This is a genomic window from Paenibacillus sp. 2TAB23 (genome assembly GCF_052115165.1).
Classification (GTDB): domain Bacteria; phylum Bacillota; class Bacilli; order Paenibacillales; family Paenibacillaceae; genus Pristimantibacillus.
The window spans coordinates 1-19,402 of the sequence record NZ_JBFRGD010000014.1 but is presented as its reverse complement, the minus strand read 5'-3'; the positions used below and the strand labels follow the sequence as shown (position 1 = coordinate 19,402).

Here is a 19,402-nt window from a genome sequence, read left to right as displayed (position 1 = left end):
GCGTGCTAGTGAGATATTTCTTCCTAAGTGGCAGGCTCATCATCCGCTGTGGATAATGCCTCATTCGCTGAATGAAAAGATGCTCGCTTCAAATAACGGCCTGCAGCAAGAGAGCCGACGAATTGCCGGTCGCGGATCACGAACTCCCCGCGTGACATGACACTTACTGGCAGACCTGTGACCGTCATCCCCTCGAACGGGTTGTAATCCACGTTCATATGCTGCTTCTCGGCAGACAGCGTTCGCTGCGCCAACGGATCAAAGATGACGATATCCGCATCGCTGCCAACCGCTATCGTCCCTTTCTGCGGGAAGAGACCGAACAGCTTGGCGCTTCGCGTGGATACGATATCTACAAATTGGTTCAGCGTGATCCGTCCTTTATGGACGCCTTCCGAGTAGAAGAGCGAGAACCGATCCTCGATCGTCGGTCCTCCGTTCGGAATTTTGCTGAAGTCACCGAGACCTAGATCCTTCTGTCCCACGAAATTAAAGGAGCAATGATCGGAGCCGAGCGTTTGCAATTGACCGCTGCTCAGCGCATGCCACAGCACATCCTGGTGGAATGGCTCCCTGAGCGGTGGCGACCATACATACTTCGCACCTTCGAAATCCGGCTTCTCTAGACTGGACTTATCAAGCACCAAATACTGCGGGCATGTCTCGCCCCATATGTCCACGCCCCGCAAGCGGGCTTCCGCAATTTGCTGCACCGCCTCCGCACAGGTCACATGGACGACGTACAATCTCGCGCCGGCAAGCGCAGCAAGCTTGGCAGCGCGTCCCGTCGCTTCTCCCTCTAGTATTGATGGTCTAGTAAGCGCATGATAGATCGGTTCTTTCTGTCCCACTTCCAAAGCCTTCTGGATCAAGAACTCAATGACATCGCCGTTCTCGGCATGTACCATTACCATTGCGCCAAGTTCTTTTGCGGCCAGCATAGTCCGGAACAATGTACCGTCATCGGCTTGGAATACATGTTTGTATGCCATAAACACCTTTAAGGAGGTAATGCCGTCCTCTGCCACAATGGATGGAAGCTCAGCAAGCACCTCGTCATTGATTTCCCCGATCATGAGATGAAAGCCGTAGTCTATCGCTGCTTTCCCGTCCGCCTTCTTATGCCATGCGGCAATCGATTCGCGCAATGGCTTTCCTTTTGCCGTCAGGCAGAAATCAATGATGGTTGTCGTTCCTCCGAAAGCAGCAGCCGTTGTCCCCGTCGCAAAGTCGTCTGCCGTGACCGTCCCGCCAAACGGCATTTCCAGGTGGGTATGCGGATCAATGCCACCGGGGAATATGTATTTCCCTTTCGCGTCAATGATTTCCGACGCAGTCTCATCAAGCCCGATACCGATTTGCGCAATCACGCCATCCTCGATCAGCACATCTGCTTTGAACGTATCGGCTGCAGTAACGATGATCCCATTCTTAATGAGTCTCTTTGCCACTTATACCGCCTCCTGCTTGCCTGGATTATCCGAATCCTTGCCTTTTCCCAGAGCCGCAATTGCCGCTTGCCGCTGGTTCCAGCTGAGCGGCAGCTCCGCAGCAGGAACCTCTAGCATCGTAATCGCTCCTTCTACCGGGCAAACAATCGAGCAGAGATTGCAGCCAACGCAATCCTCCTCGCGAACCTTGAGATACGCCGCGCCATTCTCGTCCGTGTGCCGCTCGATACATTGGTGAGACGTATCCTCGCAAGCGATATGGCATTTATTGCACAAGATGCAAGTTTCTTGTTCGATACGTGCGACTACCGCATAATTTAGATCCAGGTCTCCCCAATCCGAGTACCGCTCAACCGATTTGCCGATCAGCTCGTTGACCGATAGAAGCCCCTTGCTATCCAGATAATTGTTCAAGCCATCGATCATGTCCTCTACAATGCTGAAGCCGTGATGCATGGCCGCGGTGCATACCTGCACGCCTGTCGAACCCATGAGCAGAAATTCAACCGCGTCCCTCCAGCCAGAGATGCCCCCTATACCCGAAATTGGAACGCCGACTAACGGATTGCGTGCGCATTCCGCCACCATATTCAATGCAATCGGCTTTACGGCTGGACCGCAGTAGCCTCCATGCGCTCCTTTCCCGCCAACATGCGGAATCGTGTTCCATGTATCAATATCAACGCCAGCAAGTGAATTTATCGTATTAATAAGCGAGATCGCATCTGCTCCGCCGCGAACGGCCGCCTTAGCCGTTGCCGTAATATCGGTGATATTGGGTGTAAGCTTAACGATTACAGGCGTCCTCGCTACCTCCTTGACCCACATCGTCTGCATTTCCACCAAATCGGGCTGCTGTCCAGAAGCAGCACCCATCCCGCGCTCAGCCATCCCGTGGGGACAACCGAAATTCAGCTCCAAGCCGTCCACGCCAATGTCTTCGACACGTTTAACAATCTCATGCCATTTCTCCTGCTTCGGCTCGACCATGAGCGATACGACGACTGCATGGTTCGGAAATTTTCTTTTTGTTTCGTATATTTCCTTTAGGTTAATCTCCAGCGGGCGATCGGAGATGAGCTCAATATTGTTGAAGCCCGCAACGCGCTGCCCGTTGAAATGAACCGCTGCAAATCGGGACGATGTATTGATGATTGGATCGCCGAGCGTCTTCCAGACGGCTCCGCCCCAGCCTGCCTCGAATGCGCGCTGGACTTGATAACCTGTGTTCGTTGGCGGTGCCGAAGCGAGCCAGAATGGATTCGGTGATGCAATGCCAGCCAAGTTGATGCGCAAATCAGCCATGCCGTTCCCTCCTCGCTCCAAGCGTATTATAGATGGCGTATGCTGCTTTCTTCCCTTGCTGTGCTGCCGATACGACCATTGCCTCGCCTTGCCCCTCGCCAAAAACGACGTCGCCTGCCGCATACACACGCGGATTGGAGGTTTTGTATGTTGCGGTGTCTATCGTTACGATTCCGCGTTTATGCGCAAGGCCAAGCTGTTCGATAAGCGGAAGATGCCGCAGCTGCCCAATCGCCTTGATAACCGCATCGACTTCCAGCGTGAAGGTAGACCCATCGATCGGAACCGGCCTCCTTCTTCCTCCTTCTTCGTCCTCTTCCAATCTCATCCTCTGGCATTCGATAGCCGTTACGTTGCCAGCCTCATCCCCGATAATCCGAAGCGGAGAGCTTAGCCATGCAAACTCAACGCCGTCCTGCTTGGCGAACTCGAATTCGAAATCGTAAGCCGTCATCTCTTCACTGCTCCGGCGATAGATCATCTTCACGAGGGATGCACCTAACCGCACGGAACAGGTAGCCGCATCAACTGCTGTATTGCCTGCTCCAATTACCGCAACCCTCTTGCCGATCAGATCCTCCCGAAGCTCTGCTTTGGTCGATTCAATGAAATCGATCGCGTCATATACACCGGATAGCTGCTCGCCCTCGATGCCGAGACACGGCACCTTCGCCATGCCAATGGCAAGTACAATCGCATCATGCTTCGCTAGCAATTCCTCCACGCTTACGTCAATGCCGACTTTGGTGCTCGTCCGAATATCGACCCCAAGCTTTCTCACCTGCTCAATCTCCCAAAACGAGATGCGCTGCGGCAGTCTAAACGATACGATGCCGTACGTATCCAAGCCCCCAGCCAGCTCCTTCGCTTCGAATATCGTAACGGCGAAGCCGAATCGCGCAAGCTCCCGCGCCGCTGAAAGCCCGGCCGGACCTCCGCCGATGACGGCAATCGACATCCCGTTGCCAGCACCTGCGCTAAACAAGAGCGCGTCATTATGGATCGCCCAATCCGTCGCATAGCGCTGCAAATCGCCAATCATTATCGGCTTCGACGAATGATTCAGTACGCAAGCTCCTTCGCACAGCTCTTCCGTCGGGCATACACGGGCACAGGTGGCACCAACCGGGTTTGCGTCCATGATTGCGCGGGCCGATCCTTTCATGTTGCCGGAAGCGATTTTTTTGATAAAGGAAGGGATGTTGATTCCCGTCGGGCATGCTTTAATACATGGGGCATCATAACAATATAGACAGCGGTTGGATTCTTCCATCGCTTCCTTTGGCTTCATGCCCGCCTTCACCTCGGCGAAATTTCGCCTAAGCGAGTCAACAGGTATATACGCCGCTTTGACCTTCATGCTCATGCCGTATCCTCCTTATAAGCTCACATTCTGATCATACATAGGCTCCTACATGGACAGCAGAATCATGAAGACGCTATTCCGTTAATCGAAGCGCCGTCTGGTAGAGCAGCTCTACTCCGAGCGCTATGTCCTTCTCAGATGAGAATTCCTTCGGGTTGTGGCTGATACCGTCCTTGCACCGGACGAATATCATCCCGTAATCGCAAACATAAGACATGATCAATGCATCATGAAAAGGTCCGCTCATGAGCTCTGGAGGCGCAAGTCCCATCAAAGCTGCCTGCTCACGCAGCAATGTCCGCAGCCGCGGCGCGCAATACCTGGGATCGCTTCTTGTATCCTCCCGAATTGTATACGTCAAGCCATGCTCCGCGCAGGTTGAATCCATAAGGGCAATCAGCCGATTCTCCAAGCTGTCTCTGCGTGTTACGTCAATATCCCGGAAGTCAACGGTAAAGCTGACCTTCTCGGGAATAATGTTGCGTGAATCCGGAAATACAGAAAGCGAGCCGACTGTTCCGACCGTCGGCGCATCAGGATCTGAAGAAGCTAGCTCGTTCAGGCCAACTATAATTTTGGCGCAGCCGACCAACGCATCCTGACGCATCGGCATCGGAACGGAGCCTGCGTGCCCTGCGAAGCCAGTCATTTCGACCGTCCACCAGACGGGGCCGGATATGCCGCTGACGATGCCAACCGGCTCGCCAAGCGCCTCGAGAATGGGGCCTTGCTCGATATGCAGCTCCAGAAATGTGCCGATCCTGCCTTCTTCAAAGGCATACCCAGCGAACGCTGCAGGATCGCATCCGAAGCCCAGCAGCGCTTCTCTGCGCGTTACCCCATTTTTATCCGTTCGCGCAAGCTCGCCCTGCTCCAGCCTTCCCGTCATCCCTCTAACACCGAACAAACCTTTGTTGAAGCGGCAGCCTTCCTCGTCGCAGAAGGCAACAACCTCGATATTCGCGGAAGGCTTGATGCCTGCTTCGACCATCGTCTGAACCGCTTCGATCGCACCGAGAACGCCGATCACGCCATCGTACCTGCCGCCATACGGCTGCGAATCGATATGCGAACCCAACATAAGCACAGGAGCTTCCTTATCTACGCCTTCCAGCACGCCAATCAAATTGCCAAAGGGATCGATAAAGGTTTCCATACCCGCTTCGGCCATCCAAGCTTGAACAAGTCGCACTCCTTCACGGTCTTCATGGGAGAGGGCAAGCCTGCAGACGCCGGTATCTCCGATTCTTCCAATTTGCCCTAGCGCATAAATACGCTCGTGCAGCCTCTTTTCGTTAATGCTCATCCTTTTCAACTCGCTCATCCCCCTCACTCTCACTCCGGCCAAAAACCTGAAGCAGCGTGTCGGCAATAAACACAATCTCGTCATCGGTTGTCGATAAAGGAGGACTGAGCGTCAATATATTCATAAAGCCTGGGACGGTATCTCCGTTTTTGCCAATAAGCAGCCCTCTCTGCTTGCAGCCTGCTAGGATAGCGGTCACCCTAGCCGCGGAGGCCGGCTCCTTCGTTTGTTTATCCTCTACCATCTCAATCCCGATAGCCGAACCGAATATGCGAATTTCGCCGATATGCGGATGTGATTGAAGCGGCTTCATTCGGTTTAGAAGCTCTTTCCCTATAAAAGCAGAGCGGCTAACCAGGTTTTCCCGCTCAAGTATTTCAAGATTTTTCAGAGCTACCGCGCAGGATACCGGGTTCCCTCCAAAGGTGTTGACATGGCGAAAGTGGCTGTCGGGTCCGCTTTCCTTGAAGCTCTCGTACATTTCTGCCGACACGGCGGTTGCCGAAAGCGGGGAATAGGCGCTCGTCAGCCCCTTCGCCATCGTCACGATATCCGGACGCACGCCGAAGTTGAGATGCCCGAACTTTTGGCCTGAGCGCCCAAAGCCGCATATGACTTCGTCTACGATGAGCAGTACGTCATGCTTATCGCAAATTTGGCGAAGCTTCGCCAAGTAATTGTCAGGCGGGACGATCATCCCTCCGCCTGTAATGACCGGCTCCACGATAATCCCCGCTACGGAATCCGGGCCTTCCCATACAATCGCATCCTCGTATGCCTGCGCGCATTGCGTCTCGCAAGCCCCCTTTTTCTGACCGAACGGGCAACGGTAGCAATAAGGCGGCGGCACATGCGTGAAGCCAGCTCCAAGCGGCTCATACTTGAGCTTCCGCTGCGCTTGCCCTGTTGCGCTTAGCGCCCCCATCGAGTTACCATGGTAGGCTCTGTGCCGCGAAATAAACTTGTGCTTGGAAGCCTTCCCCCGCTGGTGATGGTATTGGCGTCCGATCTTGAATGCAACTTCATTCGCGTCAGAGCCTGAGTTGGAGAAAAAAATGCGGTATTCGCCCTCCAGCCACTCGTTCAGCTTGGCGGCTAGCTCTATTGCTGGAACATGCGATTGAATGAGTGTTGAGTAAGCAATCGTCTTCATCTGGTTCGCGGCGGCATCGGCAATTTCTGTACGCCCGTGACCGACGTTGACGCACCATAGCCCCGACATGCCGTCCAAATATCGGTTCCCTTCCATATCCGTAATCCAACTGCCCTCCCCGGAAACGATGACCATCGGATTCTCGTTGTGGGGCGAAATATGATGCCACAAATATTTGCGGTCCTTCTCCAGCAGCGCTTCCTTTTCTTCCGTATCCCCTGCTGCCTCATTCACGCCCATAGCCTGCATCTCCTTCTTCGCGTCAGCCGCTTCTATAGTAGAGCGGACCGCGGAAGAGCGCCTCCGCGATCCTTACAGACTAGCCTATGCGGCAACCTCGCCGCATCTGCCAAAATTGTTTTGTCGATTGCTGCCGCAGCTTCTCTTTGTAGGTTCATCGGGCGTAGAAAATGGTTCATCCATTCTTTCTTCGGTCTGTTCAAGCTGTTCAATAGATTGCTAGATATAGACTAATTTTCGTTCACATAACCTCTACACTCTTGAATATATTGAGTAACAGACAACAAATAAGTAAAGGTCAGCTTAAGGGTCTCGCATATCGCAGCTTTAACTTATTGGAATGAGGTGAGGGAATGGAGTCAGAGCCGCTGTTTGTTGTGTCACGAGAGGATTGGTCGCTCCACCGCAAAGGCTATGAGGATCAAGCGAGGCATCAGGAGAAGGTGCATGAAGCAATTAAGCAAAATCTTCCCGATCTCGTCTCTGATGAAAGCATTGTTTTGTCAGACGGAAGGCGTACGATTAAGGTTCCTATTAAAAGTCTCGACGAATCCCACTTTATATACAACTACAACAAGAAGCAGCATGTCGGACAAGGCGATGGAGATTCGCAGGTAGGCGACGTATTAGGCGTAGACCCGCAAGCGGCCAAAGGTCCAGGCAAAGGGCAGGATGCCGGCGATCAGCCGGGCGATGATGTCGTTGATACCGAAATAAGCATTGATCAGCTCGAGGATATGCTGTTTGAGGAGTTGGAGCTGCCTAATCTCGAGCAGAAACAAAAGGACCAGCTTCAATCGACCGAAATCGTGTTTCACGATATTCGGAAGAAAGGCATAATGTCCAATATCGACAAGAAGCGCACCTTAATCGAAAACCTGCGCCGCAATGCCAATGCAGGAAAATCCGGCATCGGCGGTATTTCACCGGATGATTTGCGCTACAAAACATGGAATGAAATCGTAAAGCCGCAATCGAATGCTGTCATTCTTGCGCTCATGGATACCTCGGGAAGCATGGGTTCTTTTGAAAAATATTGCGCGCGCAGCTTTTTCTTCTGGATGACACGTTTCCTGCGCCGTAAATATGAGCATGTAGAAATTGTATTTATCGCGCATCATACGGAAGCCAAGGAGGTTACGGAGGAGGAGTTTTTCAACCGTGGTGAAAGCGGCGGCACGATCTGCTCCTCTGCGTACCAGAAGGCGCTTGACGTCATCGACAGCCGTTATCCCACCGCGAATTGGAACATTTATCCCTTCCATTTCTCAGACGGAGACAATCTAACCTCCGATAACGAGCGGTGTGTCAAGCTCATCGGGCAGCTTATGGAGCGCAGCAATATGTTCGGCTATGGCGAGGTTAACCAATACAATCGCAGCAGTACGCTTATGTCCGCCTATAAGCATATCAGCCATAAAAAATTTATGTATTCGGTTATTAAGGAAAAAGGCGAGGTTTATAAGGCGCTTAAAACCTTCTTCTCTAAGCAAGTAACCGGAGCCTAAACAAGAAGAAACGGCTTCGCCGTCCTCTGCAAGATGAGGATATCCGTTTCTCGTAGAAATAGAAGAAAGCTTTATCGCGTGTAACCTAAATAGTCTTATATGTTAAAAAATCCGGCCACGCTGCTTTCGCGGCAAGGCCGGATTTTTTTGATTACGCGTCCTCCCTGTCGGGGTCCGTCCCTTTCGTTTCCTTACCCATAATCAGGACGGCAAACGCTCCGATTAGAATCGTAATGAAGAAAATTAAAAATATCGATGTGATTTCGAATTTCCCAGCGACCAGCATGCCTACCAGATACGGGCCGATAATACCGCCGACACGGCCAAAGGATGCCGCGAATCCGACACCCGTACCTCGCACTGCAGTCGGATACAGCTCAGGCGTATAAGCATACATCGCACCCCATGCTCCAAGATTAAAAAACGATAAGCAAACGCCGGCGGCAATTAAGCCTCCTTCGGTCTCGGCATTGCCAAACCATAGCGCGCTTCCAGCCGTCAAAACAAGAAACGTAACCAATACGAACTTGCGCCCAAACTTCTCGATGAAATAGGCGGCTGCAAAATATCCCGGCAGCTGAGCTATCGACATAATGAGCACATATTGAAAGCTCTTAACCAGATCGAACCCTTTCAGCACCATAACGGACGGCAGCCACAGAAACATGCCATAGTAGGAGAAAACGACCGTAAACCATAAGATCCATAAAGTAATCGTTGCCCGTCGATGCTTCATAGACCAGATCGAGGCCACTCGTTCCTTAATGGAAATTCTTTTGCCTTGCTGCGCTATATAGCTTGGCGAATCCTGAATCGCTCTCCTCAAGTAGAGCGCATAAAAAACAGGCAATGCGCCAATCAAGAAAGCCAGCCGCCAGCCGTAATGCGGAATCACAAAATAAGAAATCAAGGCAGCCACGATCCATCCGCCTGCCCAGAAGCTTTCGAGCAGCACCACGGCACGCCCTCTCTCTGCCGCTGGCACGGACTCGGAAACGAGCGTTGAGGCAACGGGCAGCTCGCCGCCAAGCCCGAAGCCCGCAATGAACCTCAGTACGCAGAGCATGGCATAACCTGCCGCCAAAGCCGATAATCCGCTTGCTACGGAGAAAATAATGAGCGTCCACATCAGTATGGCACGCCGTCCGTAACGATCAGCCATTAACCCCGCAATCGCTGCTCCAGCTGCCATGCCGATAGAATTAATCGCCATCAATAGTCCGACCTGCTGCGCGCCTAGCTGCCATTCCACGGCAAGCGCCGTTACGATGAACGAGATCATGCCGACCTCCATCGCATCGAACAGCCAGCTAAAACCTGCGCTTATTAACAATTTCCGCTGCTTGGGCTCACGCAGCAACGTCATATTTTTCATAAGCTAAACTCCTCGTTTGTTTCTTCATTTTCAATATTCATTATATATCACAATCACGCTGCCTTGAATCTTGGCGCTTGCTTCCTATGTAGTGTTGCCCGTAGTTGCCCGCTTTAGATAAACGCAAAAAAATAGAGCCGCTCAAACGGGATCTATTTCCGTTTGAACAGCTCTATTACATATCCGCATACCATGCGAAAAAGCTCATCCGCCATCTTCTTATGAAAGAGCCTGCTCGGATGATTAAACGCATTCGCTAAAAAATCGTGAATGTTCTCGCCTTGTTCCATCCGCAGCTCCCGCATTGATTGCGTTCAGCTCCTTCACAAGCGCTTCTCGTTATTTCCTTACCCTTTAAGTGATCCAGCCGTCATCTGCATAAAGGATTTATTGGCGATCATATAGACGATAAGCAAAGGAAGAATCGACAGGCATGCCCCTGCAAGCATGTAGTGCGTCTGTACCGCAGCCGATGCCCCATAGCGCAAATAGGACAGTCCTACGGTCAACGTTTGCAGCTCGGGCGTATTCATCGTGAACACGAGCGGCCGCAAATATTCGTTCCACGCCCCACAGAATGTGAAAAGTGCGCCTACCCCAAGGCCTGGTCGAAGCAGCGGCAAAATAATTTTCCAGAAGATGCCCGCATTGGAACAGCCATCAATTCTAGCAGCCTCATCGAGCTCTCTCGAAATCCCCTTGAGAAAGCTGAGCAAAATAAAGAAAATATAGGCGTGTCCGCTAATCAGAATAAGAATGACACCCCACAAGGAGGTATGCAGATGCAGCTTGATCATCAGCTCATATTGCGGGCGAATAACGACCGCTCCGATAGAAATAAACATAGTCGAAGCTTGTATAGCGACAAACAACGCTTTGCCAGGGAAATTCATCCGATCTACGACATAAGCCGCCATGGAAGCAACAATGAGAGTACCGATCGTCGTCACGCCGCTTAGCATCAGGCTGTTCCATGTAAACCGCGAAAAGTTAGCCTGTACCCAAGCCTCCGCAAAATTCTCGAAATGCCAGACCGAAGGCAGGATCGCTCCCCCGGTCGTTAGCTCCGCATTGGACATAAAGGATCCGAACAAGGTCACAACGATAGGGAAAATGATGAGAAGCGCCGTTGCCAGCAGGAAGATCCAGAGGAGCACGCGTCCTCCCCAGCCGCCTTCCCGAAACGGATTTCGTCTCATGTTCTTATTCGTGTAAGGTATTGCTTCCGTCTTCATAGCGTCCTCCCTTAATGCATCTTATTCAATCGTTTTGACAGCATGTGGTACAGAAGCGTAATAATGCCCACGATAACGGCTGTCGTAAACCCTACCGCGCTGCCGTAGCCAAACTGCTGGTCTACAACGGTTCCTGAGGACGGGGTCGGGAAAAACAGCTTATACACGTACAAATACATAACCTCTGTTTTGCCGATTGGCCCGCCTTCGGTCAGTACCATGATCGTCTCGTAGCCCTTTAACGAGTTGATGATAGCGAGCATAATAACGATTTGCAGCACCGGGCCAAGCATCGGAATCGTCAAATACCAGAACTGCTGCCTTTTGTTTGCCCCGTCAAGCGATGCGCTCTCATAGACGTCATTCGGAATATTTTGAAGACCTGCTAGGAATAACAGCATGTAATTCCCAACGGCGCCCCACACGGCAATCAAGATCGTGGTCATCATCGCGTGTTTCGGACCGAGCCAGTCGATTCTTTCGGAAATGATATTAAACTTCATCAAATATTGGTTTAATACGCCATTATAGGAGTTGAAGATGATAAAAAACACAACTGCCATAACAGCTGAACTAATAATCGTAGGCATGAAATAAATGGCTCGAAGAAAATTCCGGCCTCTCAGCTTCTGGTTTAAAATAACCGCGAGCGCCAAGCAGAGAGGAATCGTAATGATTAGCTTGCCGCCTGCATAAACGAACGTATTGACGACCGATTCCCAGTACTGCGTGTCTCTAAATAGTCTTTGAAAATTGTACAAGCCTGTAAACTTCGCTTCTCCATACCCTTTGTAATCGTAAAACATGAAGCGAATGGCCCACCCAAGCGGATAAATGCCGAGAACCAGCGTTAATATAAAGCTCGGAAAAAGGAACGCATAAGAAAACCCGATCTGACGCACTTTATTCATCGTTTCCACTCCCGTACAGTCTGTCTTTTAGAGATAGGAAAGGGCGGAGTCTGCACTCCACCCTCCTAATTACTTCATAGCCATGCGATTATTTCGCGCCTAGCTTCATCGGATCGAAATCCGGTTTAGGCTCCGCTTTAACCTCGCCGCTTGCAATCGCTTTATCAAGCGCTGCATTGTATCTTGTGTTCAAGTCTTTGATGATCTCATCCAAATTGCCTTCGCCGAGCATGTATTTGAAGAATGCGTCATTGCTTTTGATGCCTTCCACGGTTACAGTCGGGTTCAGCGGCCAGGTTCCATCATTTTCAGTTGGAAGGAAGCCCTCAATGCCGTTAATGTCCGGTTTGCTTGCTACTGCGGAAATGGAGGGAACCATCGAAATGCCGAAACCTTTTTCATGGTATGTTTTCAGAATTTCTTCTGCGTACATATACTCCATGAACTTCCAAGCCGCCTCTTGGTTTTTAGAGGAGCTGTTGATTGCAAGCCACTGACCACCTACAAAAGAGCTTGCGCCTTTGATGGTTCCGTCAATGGATGGCACAGGTGCCGCAGCCCATTCGATCTTCGCTGGGAACTGGTTTTTGTAGACGCCGGGCTCCGATGAGAAGGAGATGTACATACCGATTTTGCCTTCTGCGAATTGCGCGCGTAACGGATCGATATCGAGCGCTTCCATACCGGGAAGCGTACTGCCATCGTCATACATTTGTTTATAAGCTTGAATGATATCTTTAAAGCCTGTGAAGTCGAAACGTGCCGTTTTGAAATCATAGCCGAAGCCGCCGATTCCGCTTACTTCCGCAATGACGCGAGCCGAACGTCCGAATGCGCTGTCAGGGCTTTTAAAGTTCAAGGCGAAGCCGTATGCGCCATCCGCTTTGCCTACCTCCGTAATTTTCTTAGCTGCGTCAACCATTTCGGCTAGACTTTTCGGAGGTGAAGCAATGCCTGCTTTGGCGAACAATTCTTTGTTATATACGAGCCGGAGTGTTGAGCCATAATTCGGCAAGCTGTACACTTTACCGCCAATTTGGTTAAAGTCCTGAATGAGCGGGAACTCCTGCTTCATTTGTTCTGTCATCAGATCATCGATTGGAGCCAAGTAGCCTTTTGTTACGTAAGCTTGGATCGTATTTTCTTTGACGCGAAGCAAATCCGGCGCTTGTCCGGAAGCAAAGGCTAGATCAATCGCTTGGTTGTAGTCGTCTGTTTTAACGACCATCTCTACCTCGATGTTGGAATCATTCGTGTCATTGAAGTTTTGAATAACCTCTTTAATGTAATCCATGTCATGACGATCCCCGGTCCAGTATACGATCTTTGTTTTTTTCTCGTTGCTGGCTGGGGCTGTCGCTGCATTTGATTCAGCTGGCTTGTTCGTCGCTTCGTTACCAGCGTTGCCCACTGAATTGCCGCATGCTGCTAGTGCAACCGCTAGAAATACGCTGAGCACAACCGTTCCGATTTTTTTGTACATGTGTAATCCTCCCTTTGTAGGTGAAGCTTTATTGCTAGCTTCTTAACTATAAAAGATCGGCCCCGAATAGGTAATGAGGGTAGCTTGCGAATAGGGGCAGATATTTCGTGTTTATATTCATTCGGTTTTGGCCGATCTGCCGAGCGAAATTTCCTTGAATTCGGTAGGCGTCAGGCCCGTTTGTTTTTTGAACACCTCGCTGAAATAGCGACGATGCTCGTAGCCGAGCTCCTGTGCGATCTCCTGCACCTGGTAATCATCGATGAGCATCGACTTGGCTTTTTCGATTTTTGCTTGTGTAACGAATTGCTGAAAGGTGGTGCCTGACACTTTTTTGAATAAGTTCGAATAGTAGCCCCAGCTCAGATTGGCTTGTCTGGCGCAATGCTCTAAAGTCAAATCCTTTTCCAAATGCGATTTGATGTATTCGATGGATCGGTAAATGATTTTTTGTGATTCGCTGGCGTGCTCTTTATCCACTAGTCGGCAGCCAATATCGCATAATTCAAAAAGCCATTGCCGATATTCGAACATAGAAGCGCGACTGCCCCCTCTAGCTTCCTTAACTTTGGCTTCAAACTCCGTCAATTGCTGGCGCGGCAGCTTCTCTAGCAGCACGCGAAGCATTTTGAGAGAAAGCCCGTGAAACAAATGCTCGACGTCGCTAGGCTCAGGCAGCACGGCCTGATTCTGCATCTCATCGAATATAGCCGTCAGCCACGCCATCGTCTTCTCCCGATTGCCGGAACGGAAGCTGAATAGAAACTCATTCTCACTATCCGCCGTATATACCCAAGCTGCTGAGCCTGCTTGCGTATGGGTGCTGGAGAGGAATGCGCCATTGCCTCCAGTATAGAAATGATAGGATAACGCGCTGAGCGCCTGCTGGTAGCTCCGTGGAAGCTCACGCACTTGGCTTGCTTCTTGCCCGATTCCAATCGATATCGTAAATTTCGTATAATTAGCGATATTCTCGCAGCAAGCGTCAGCAAGCTGAATGAGATGCTCCTGCGACTGCACATGAAGGATACAAACATAGCGGTTGAGTGTTTCCCGAAACACAATAGACGGCGTATAAGTGGACATCGTTTCCTCCACGATATTTTGCAGAGAGAACCGGGCAAGCTCCAGCTCCTTCACGACCAACGATCCGTATTTATCCATAAATTGATCGATCTGAATAACCATCACGGCATATGGCGCCTGCAAAGACGGCAGATCAAGGAAGCCCCACCATTGCGCGATGTCTGATTCATCCGTCTGATGGTGGACAAGCAAAGACATATACTCCTGGCGAAGCGCCGGCAAGCTCTCCTTCATCTTCTTCTCCAGCTCGACGACATGCAGCCTGTCCTGCTTGTCCTGCTCCCACGCTTCTTTCGCTTTGACGACAACTTTAATGATGTCATCGATCGAAAATGGCTTTTTTACATAGTCGAGCGCACCATATTGAATCGCTTTACGCGCATATTCAAAATCGGTATACGCGCTTAATATAACAATTTTGCTATGCGGCAGCATTTCTACGATACGGCGCGTCATCTCCAGTCCATCCATTTTAGGCATACGAATGTCAGTTAGAATAATATCCGGCTTCGTTCTCGCAATGACTTCGAGTCCTTCCTCGCCGTTCATTGCACTGCCTACGACCTCGATTCCGTATTGGCCCCATGGGATTTTGTTTTTGAACATGTCTACCACGCTGCGAATATCGTCAACGATGCATAGTTTAACCAGCTGCTTCATCTGAACCATTCCCTTCCATTTGTCTCGGAATCCAAATCTCGACGACTGCTCCGCCTTGTTCGTTGTTGCTAATCTCCATTCGCTGCAGCTCGCCATAATAGAGCTGCAGTCGATGATAAACGTTACGAAGCGCATAGCCTTCTTTCAGCGTTGTTGGATGTATGATGTCCGCCTTGAGCCGTTCAGGTACGAGACCCTCGCCATTGTCCTCCACCTTCAAATACAGCCACTGCTCCTCCACATGCGCAACAATATGAATTTCTCCGCCCGACACGCGGTTTTGGAAACCGTGCAAGATGCTATTTTCAACAAGCGGCTGAATCATAATCTTTGGTATCTCGTATTCCAGCAGCTCAGGCTGCACATCGAAATGACAAACGAACAGCTCCTCATAGGATAATTGCTGTATCGCCAAATATTGCCGAACATGATCCAGCTCGTCATTCAGCGTAATTAGATCCCGGCCTCCGCTTAAGCTAAGCTGGAACATTTGCGACAGCGCCAATATCATTTCATTAACATCCTCATTCTCGCCAAGCACTGATTTGCAATAAATCGTATTTAACGTATTATAGAAAAAATGCGGATCCATCTGGGCGGACAACGCCTTAATTTCCGCTTTTCGTTTCTCCCTCTCCCTTATCTTCATATCCGCAATCAACTGCTGGATTTCATCAAGCATGCGGTTGAAGCGAAAACCGACCTGAGATACCTCATCCTTGTATTCACTCTCGAATCGTACGCTAAGATCGTTCTCCTCTACGCGTTTCATCAATTTCTGCAACCGAAATAACGGCCTAAGCAGCACATACGTCAGATTGTTCGCAATAAATAATGACAGCAGCAGGAAGCCTAAGATGACAAACGAAGTGCCTCTCTTAATGCCATTCAGCTTGGCAAGCAGATCTGTTCGCGACTGAACTCCGACAATCATCCAATCCTCCTTGGCTTCAAGCCGAGAATAGTTGACCAAATACTCCTTCCTGCTGTCGCTGAAAAAAAACGAGCTGCTCATGGCATCCGTCAGCTGATTTACAAATCCAGCTTGCTTCGTAATAGGCTTGTCCTCGGTTTGCCTCGACATATTCACTTCATCCCCAGCGGAATCAATGAAATAGTATTGTTTTTCTATAGTCGAGAGATTCTCCATAAACAAATCCAGCAGATCATCTTCTTTCACGTTAATGACCACATACACATCCGTTGCAACCTCGCCTAAATCATTAACGCCCTCTACAACGAGAGAAATGACGTTCTGCTTGTCCATAAAAAAAGTATCCTCGTGGCCTTTCGTCCAAAAGCCTCGTTTAATATCTTTGAAATGCTCATATAAGTCCGATTCATAAAATGATTGCTCTGTGTCTCGTACATTCGAGGTATGATAATAATCACCGATCGGCGATGCGATCAGAATGCTGTCAATCATGGAATCGTTAAATTTCACCTGTGAAAAAACAGGCTGCAGCGCCGTCCACGTTTTGTAATATCGGCTGCTGTCTTTATTCTGGGCATCGGCCATAACCTGCTTGAAGGGGTCGCTGAACATAAGTGCTCTTACCGCTATGCCGATGTTTTTGAGCCTTTCATTCACAATTTGAGCGGATTGGTTCACTGTTTCCTGACTGGACTTCAGCGCGTTGCTTTGAATTTCCTTTGAGGCTATCAAATAAGCAATGCTTCCGGTCGCTGTAATTCCGAACATGATGAGAATGACAAAGGCCAACCAAATACGATGTTTGAGCGATATCGAATAAAATAACCTTTGTGCTGCGGTTCTTGCCTTCATCTGATTCATCATCCTCTTACACCTCTTTCGACTCACGTTGCTTTAGACACACTCTTTTTCATTATAGCGTCTGCCGCAAAACGGATATATGCGGGAAATCACGGATTGAGGGCAGCTTTCTAAAGACGTTTCAGGCTTCTGCCCTACCTGCTTTTCACTTGATCATACGCCAAGCTTCAGTATGTGAATATAGGTTTGCAGCAAAAAAGCCTTAACTCGCAAGGAGTTAAAGCTTCTGCCAAACCTTCTTTTCACTTGAGCATACGCCAAGCTTCAGCATCTGAATATAGGTTTGCAGCAAAAAAGCCTTAACTCGCAAGGAATTAAAGCTTCTGCCAAACCTTCTTTTCACTTGAGCATACGCCAAGCTTCAGCATCTGAATATAGGTTTGCAGCAAAAAAGCCTTAACTCGCAAGGAGTTAAAGCTTCTGCCAAACCTTCTTTTCACTGAGCTTACGCGAAGCTTCAGCAAGTGAATATAGGCTTTTGCTGCTAATTCGTTGGGTTCTGCTCGGTTGACAGCTGATCAAGGCTCTTGAATTCATACCCTTGCCGCCTTGCCTCATCCACAATTCGACCAAGTGCCTCCGTGTTATCCCTCGATACCGAGTGCAGTAATATGATAGCTCCGGGATGAAGCTGCTTCACTACTTCGCTGTACGCATATTGGGATCCCCTTTGCGCATTAACATCCCAGTCTTTATAGGCAACAGACCAGAATACATTCGTATACCCAAGCTGCTTGCTTGCTGCAAGTACATGTTCGCTAAAAATGCCTCTTGGCGGTCGAAGGTATTTCATTTCCTTCTGCCCGGTGAGTATCTCCACTTGTGCTTTAACTTTCTCAAGCTCAGTCTTAATGCTGTCCTGTGAGAGCTGCGACATGTCAGGGTGGCTCCAAGAATGATTCCCCACAATATGCCCTTCCGCCGCCATCCGTTTAATAAGCTCCGGCTGCTCTTTGACATAATGTCCGGTAACAAAAAAAGCGGCGGGCACTTGCTTCTCCTTAAGCACATCCAGTATGCGCGGAGTAAAACCATTCTCGTAGCCATTGTCAAAGGTGAGATAAAGCTCCTTTTGGCTTGTGTTGCCTAAAAAAAGCGCTCCGTGCTTAGTGACGATATTTTTGAAGCCCTCTTCGTCTATCGATGGCAATCGTCCCTCCACGCTTTTCTTAAAGCCGAAATGATACACACCAGGCTGTCCCCAAGCAGATATCGGGCTTATAACGCATAAAAGCAGGGCACACCAAGTTATTACTTTAAGTCTCAAACTCAACAGCAGTGACCTCCTTCATCTGTTCCACTATGGCGGGTAAATGGCATGCTGCGATTATATTTCCCCATATATGCACAAAAAAACCGCTATTCCGTAAGTCGGTTGGACTTATTGAAATAGCGGTTTATATGTTATTCATTGTTTGTTAGATGGTCGGGACGACACGATTTGAACATGCGACCCCCTGGTCCCAAACCAGGTGCTCTACCAAGCTGAGCTACGTCCCGAGAAAAAATGGTGCCGTCGAGAGGACTTGAACCCCCAACCTACTGATTACAAGTCAGTTGCTCTACCAGTTGAGCTACAACGGCACATCGATTATGTCCGCCTTTATGAGGCGGTTTGCGATACTACTTTGTAATACCTTGTAGTATCTAGAAAAAAAGTGGTGCCGTCGAGAGGACTTGAACCCCCAACCTACTGATTACAAGTCAGTTGCTCTACCAGTTGAGCTACAACGGCATATCCATTATGATCACCTTTGGAGGGTGAATGGTTGCGGGGGCAGGATTTGAACCTGCGGCCTTCGGGTTATGAGCCCGACGAGCTACCGGGCTGCTCCACCCCGCGTCGTTACAAGAAAATATTGGTGACCCGTAGGGGACTCGAACCCCTGTTACCTCCGTGAAAGGGAGGTGTCTTAACCACTTGACCAACGGGCCTTGAAAAAATAGAGAACGGAGAGAGAGGGATTCGAACCCTCGCACCACTTACGCAGTCTAACCCCTTAGCAGAGGGTCCCCTTGAGCCACTTGGGTATCTCTCCAAACTTGGCTCCCCGAACAGGACTCGAACCTGTGACAACTCGATTAACAGTCGAGTGCTCTACCAACTGAGCTATCAGGGAAAATATGGTGGGCCCTAGTGGACTCGAACCACCGACCTCACCCTTATCAGGGGTGCGCTCTAACCAGCTGAGCTAAGGGCCCTAAGCATAAACATGAATCTTATGTAAGATCTAACGTTTAAGCACGGACAGGCACATTGCGCCCTGAAAACTGGATACGAAAGATTAGGTTGCTGAACCTTAAATAGCTGCTGTTTGCCGGATGTATGGGTCCGGGGCAAATGTAAGTCTATGCTTACGACGTCCGTTTGCTTCTCAAACTGTTTAGGATAAGCCCTCGACCGATTAGTATTCGTCAGCTGCACACATTGCTGTGCTTCCACCCCGAACCTATCAACCTCGTCGTCTTCAAGGGGTCTTACATACTGGGAAATCTCATCTTGAGGGGGGCTTCACGCTTAGATAGAT

14 protein-coding genes, 8 tRNA genes and 1 rRNA gene are annotated in these 19,402 nt (G+C 49.8%); 1 reads left to right on the top strand and 22 read right to left on the bottom strand.

Annotated elements, in window-relative coordinates:
• Nucleotides 1-23: 23 nt before the first annotated feature.
• From hydA to AB4Z29_RS19630, 5 genes are all read right to left on the bottom strand, one after another.
• Nucleotides 24-1,451 (bottom strand): dihydropyrimidinase, encoded by a 1,428-nt coding sequence (hydA, locus tag AB4Z29_RS19650; RefSeq protein ID WP_441944696.1) that lies wholly within the window; start codon nt 1,449-1,451, stop codon nt 24-26.
• The gene (preA, locus tag AB4Z29_RS19645; protein ID WP_441944695.1) at nt 1,452-2,756 is read right to left on the bottom strand and encodes an NAD-dependent dihydropyrimidine dehydrogenase subunit PreA; all 1,305 of its coding nucleotides are present in this window, start codon (nt 2,754-2,756) and stop codon (nt 1,452-1,454) included.
• Nucleotides 2,749-4,116: an NAD(P)-dependent oxidoreductase gene (locus AB4Z29_RS19640; protein ID WP_441944824.1), complete on the bottom strand. Its 1,368-nt coding sequence runs from the start codon at nt 4,114-4,116 to the stop codon at nt 2,749-2,751. The genes preA and AB4Z29_RS19640 overlap by 8 nt, the downstream gene beginning before the upstream one ends.
• Nucleotides 4,117-4,195: 79 nt before the next feature.
• Nucleotides 4,196-5,446: a M20 family metallo-hydrolase gene (locus AB4Z29_RS19635; protein WP_441944694.1), complete on the bottom strand. Its 1,251-nt coding sequence runs from the start codon at nt 5,444-5,446 to the stop codon at nt 4,196-4,198.
• Nucleotides 5,418-6,821: an aspartate aminotransferase family protein gene (locus AB4Z29_RS19630; RefSeq protein WP_441944693.1), complete on the bottom strand. Its 1,404-nt coding sequence runs from the start codon at nt 6,819-6,821 to the stop codon at nt 5,418-5,420. Before AB4Z29_RS19630 ends, AB4Z29_RS19635 begins: the two co-directional genes overlap by 29 nt.
• Before the next feature lie 353 nt (nt 6,822-7,174).
• Between AB4Z29_RS19630 and yhbH the strand changes: the two genes are divergently transcribed.
• Complete coding sequence (gene yhbH, locus AB4Z29_RS19625) at nt 7,175-8,329, top strand: sporulation protein YhbH (RefSeq protein ID WP_441944692.1); 1,155 nt, start codon at nt 7,175-7,177, stop codon at nt 8,327-8,329.
• A 151-nt stretch (nt 8,330-8,480) separates the two neighbouring features.
• On the opposite strand, the gene AB4Z29_RS19620 is transcribed toward yhbH, so the two are convergent.
• The 17 genes from AB4Z29_RS19620 to AB4Z29_RS19540 form a co-directional block, all read right to left on the bottom strand.
• Nucleotides 8,481-9,704 (bottom strand): MFS transporter, encoded by a 1,224-nt coding sequence (locus AB4Z29_RS19620; protein ID WP_441944691.1) that lies wholly within the window; start codon nt 9,702-9,704, stop codon nt 8,481-8,483.
• Nucleotides 9,705-9,856: 152 nt separating this feature from the next.
• Entirely contained in the window at nt 9,857-10,009 is a 153-nt protein-coding gene (locus tag AB4Z29_RS19615) for a hypothetical protein (protein ID WP_441944690.1), read from the bottom strand.
• A gap of 42 nt (nt 10,010-10,051) precedes the next feature.
• Nucleotides 10,052-10,903 (bottom strand): carbohydrate ABC transporter permease, encoded by an 852-nt coding sequence (locus tag AB4Z29_RS19610; protein ID WP_441944823.1) that lies wholly within the window; start codon nt 10,901-10,903, stop codon nt 10,052-10,054.
• 47 nt (nt 10,904-10,950) lie between these two features.
• Nucleotides 10,951-11,850: a carbohydrate ABC transporter permease gene (locus tag AB4Z29_RS19605; protein ID WP_441944689.1), complete on the bottom strand. Its 900-nt coding sequence runs from the start codon at nt 11,848-11,850 to the stop codon at nt 10,951-10,953.
• 88 nt (nt 11,851-11,938) lie between these two features.
• Nucleotides 11,939-13,333 carry an ABC transporter substrate-binding protein gene (locus tag AB4Z29_RS19600; RefSeq protein WP_441944688.1) on the bottom strand — a complete coding sequence of 465 codons (1,395 nt, stop codon included), beginning with the start codon at nt 13,331-13,333 and terminating at the stop codon, nt 11,939-11,941.
• Nucleotides 13,334-13,450: 117 nt separating this feature from the next.
• Nucleotides 13,451-15,079, bottom strand: a complete 1,629-nt coding sequence (locus AB4Z29_RS19595) for a response regulator (protein ID WP_441944687.1) — start codon at nt 15,077-15,079, stop codon at nt 13,451-13,453.
• Nucleotides 15,063-16,877 (bottom strand): sensor histidine kinase, encoded by a 1,815-nt coding sequence (locus AB4Z29_RS19590; protein WP_441944686.1) that lies wholly within the window; start codon nt 16,875-16,877, stop codon nt 15,063-15,065. Before AB4Z29_RS19590 ends, AB4Z29_RS19595 begins: the two co-directional genes overlap by 17 nt.
• 481 nt (nt 16,878-17,358) lie before the next feature.
• The gene (gene pdaA, locus AB4Z29_RS19585; RefSeq protein WP_441944822.1) at nt 17,359-18,111 is read right to left on the bottom strand and encodes a delta-lactam-biosynthetic de-N-acetylase; all 753 of its coding nucleotides are present in this window, start codon (nt 18,109-18,111) and stop codon (nt 17,359-17,361) included.
• A 186-nt stretch (nt 18,112-18,297) separates the two neighbouring features.
• Nucleotides 18,298-18,374, bottom strand: a tRNA-Pro gene (locus tag AB4Z29_RS19580).
• 8 nt (nt 18,375-18,382) lie between these two features.
• Nucleotides 18,383-18,458: transfer RNA gene (locus AB4Z29_RS19575), tRNA-Thr, on the bottom strand.
• 75 nt (nt 18,459-18,533) lie between these two features.
• Nucleotides 18,534-18,609 (bottom strand) — tRNA-Thr (locus AB4Z29_RS19570).
• A gap of 31 nt (nt 18,610-18,640) precedes the next feature.
• A tRNA-Met gene (locus AB4Z29_RS19565) sits at nt 18,641-18,717 on the bottom strand.
• A 17-nt stretch (nt 18,718-18,734) separates the two neighbouring features.
• Nucleotides 18,735-18,809: transfer RNA gene (locus AB4Z29_RS19560), tRNA-Glu, on the bottom strand.
• A 16-nt stretch (nt 18,810-18,825) separates the two neighbouring features.
• Nucleotides 18,826-18,913, bottom strand: a tRNA-Ser gene (locus AB4Z29_RS19555).
• Between the two features lie 5 nt (nt 18,914-18,918).
• Nucleotides 18,919-18,994: transfer RNA gene (locus AB4Z29_RS19550), tRNA-Asn, on the bottom strand.
• 5 nt (nt 18,995-18,999) lie between these two features.
• Nucleotides 19,000-19,076, bottom strand: a tRNA-Ile gene (locus tag AB4Z29_RS19545).
• A gap of 183 nt (nt 19,077-19,259) precedes the next feature.
• A 23S ribosomal RNA gene (locus tag AB4Z29_RS19540) occupies nt 19,260-19,402 on the bottom strand; the annotation flags it as partial.

Coding starts and splice junctions, on each gene's coding strand:
- AB4Z29_RS19635 (WP_441944694.1), bottom strand. CDS start 5,446: ATGAGCGAGTTGAAAAGGATGAGCATTAACGAAAAGAGGCTGCACGAG.
- AB4Z29_RS19640 (WP_441944824.1), bottom strand. CDS start 4,116: ATGAAGGTCAAAGCGGCGTATATACCTGTTGACTCGCTTAGGCGAAAT.
- AB4Z29_RS19595 (WP_441944687.1), bottom strand. CDS start 15,079: ATGAAGCAGCTGGTTAAACTATGCATCGTTGACGATATTCGCAGCGTG.
- AB4Z29_RS19590 (WP_441944686.1), bottom strand. CDS start 16,877: ATGATGAATCAGATGAAGGCAAGAACCGCAGCACAAAGGTTATTTTAT.
- AB4Z29_RS19600 (WP_441944688.1), bottom strand. CDS start 13,333: ATGTACAAAAAAATCGGAACGGTTGTGCTCAGCGTATTTCTAGCGGTT.
- preA (WP_441944695.1), bottom strand. CDS start 2,756: ATGGCTGATTTGCGCATCAACTTGGCTGGCATTGCATCACCGAATCCA.
- AB4Z29_RS19615 (WP_441944690.1), bottom strand. CDS start 10,009: ATGCGGGAGCTGCGGATGGAACAAGGCGAGAACATTCACGATTTTTTA.
- AB4Z29_RS19620 (WP_441944691.1), bottom strand. CDS start 9,704: ATGAAAAATATGACGTTGCTGCGTGAGCCCAAGCAGCGGAAATTGTTA.
- AB4Z29_RS19605 (WP_441944689.1), bottom strand. CDS start 11,850: ATGAATAAAGTGCGTCAGATCGGGTTTTCTTATGCGTTCCTTTTTCCG.
- yhbH (WP_441944692.1), top strand. CDS start 7,175: ATGGAGTCAGAGCCGCTGTTTGTTGTGTCACGAGAGGATTGGTCGCTC.
- AB4Z29_RS19610 (WP_441944823.1), bottom strand. CDS start 10,903: ATGAGACGAAATCCGTTTCGGGAAGGCGGCTGGGGAGGACGCGTGCTC.
- AB4Z29_RS19630 (WP_441944693.1), bottom strand. CDS start 6,821: ATGGGCGTGAATGAGGCAGCAGGGGATACGGAAGAAAAGGAAGCGCTG.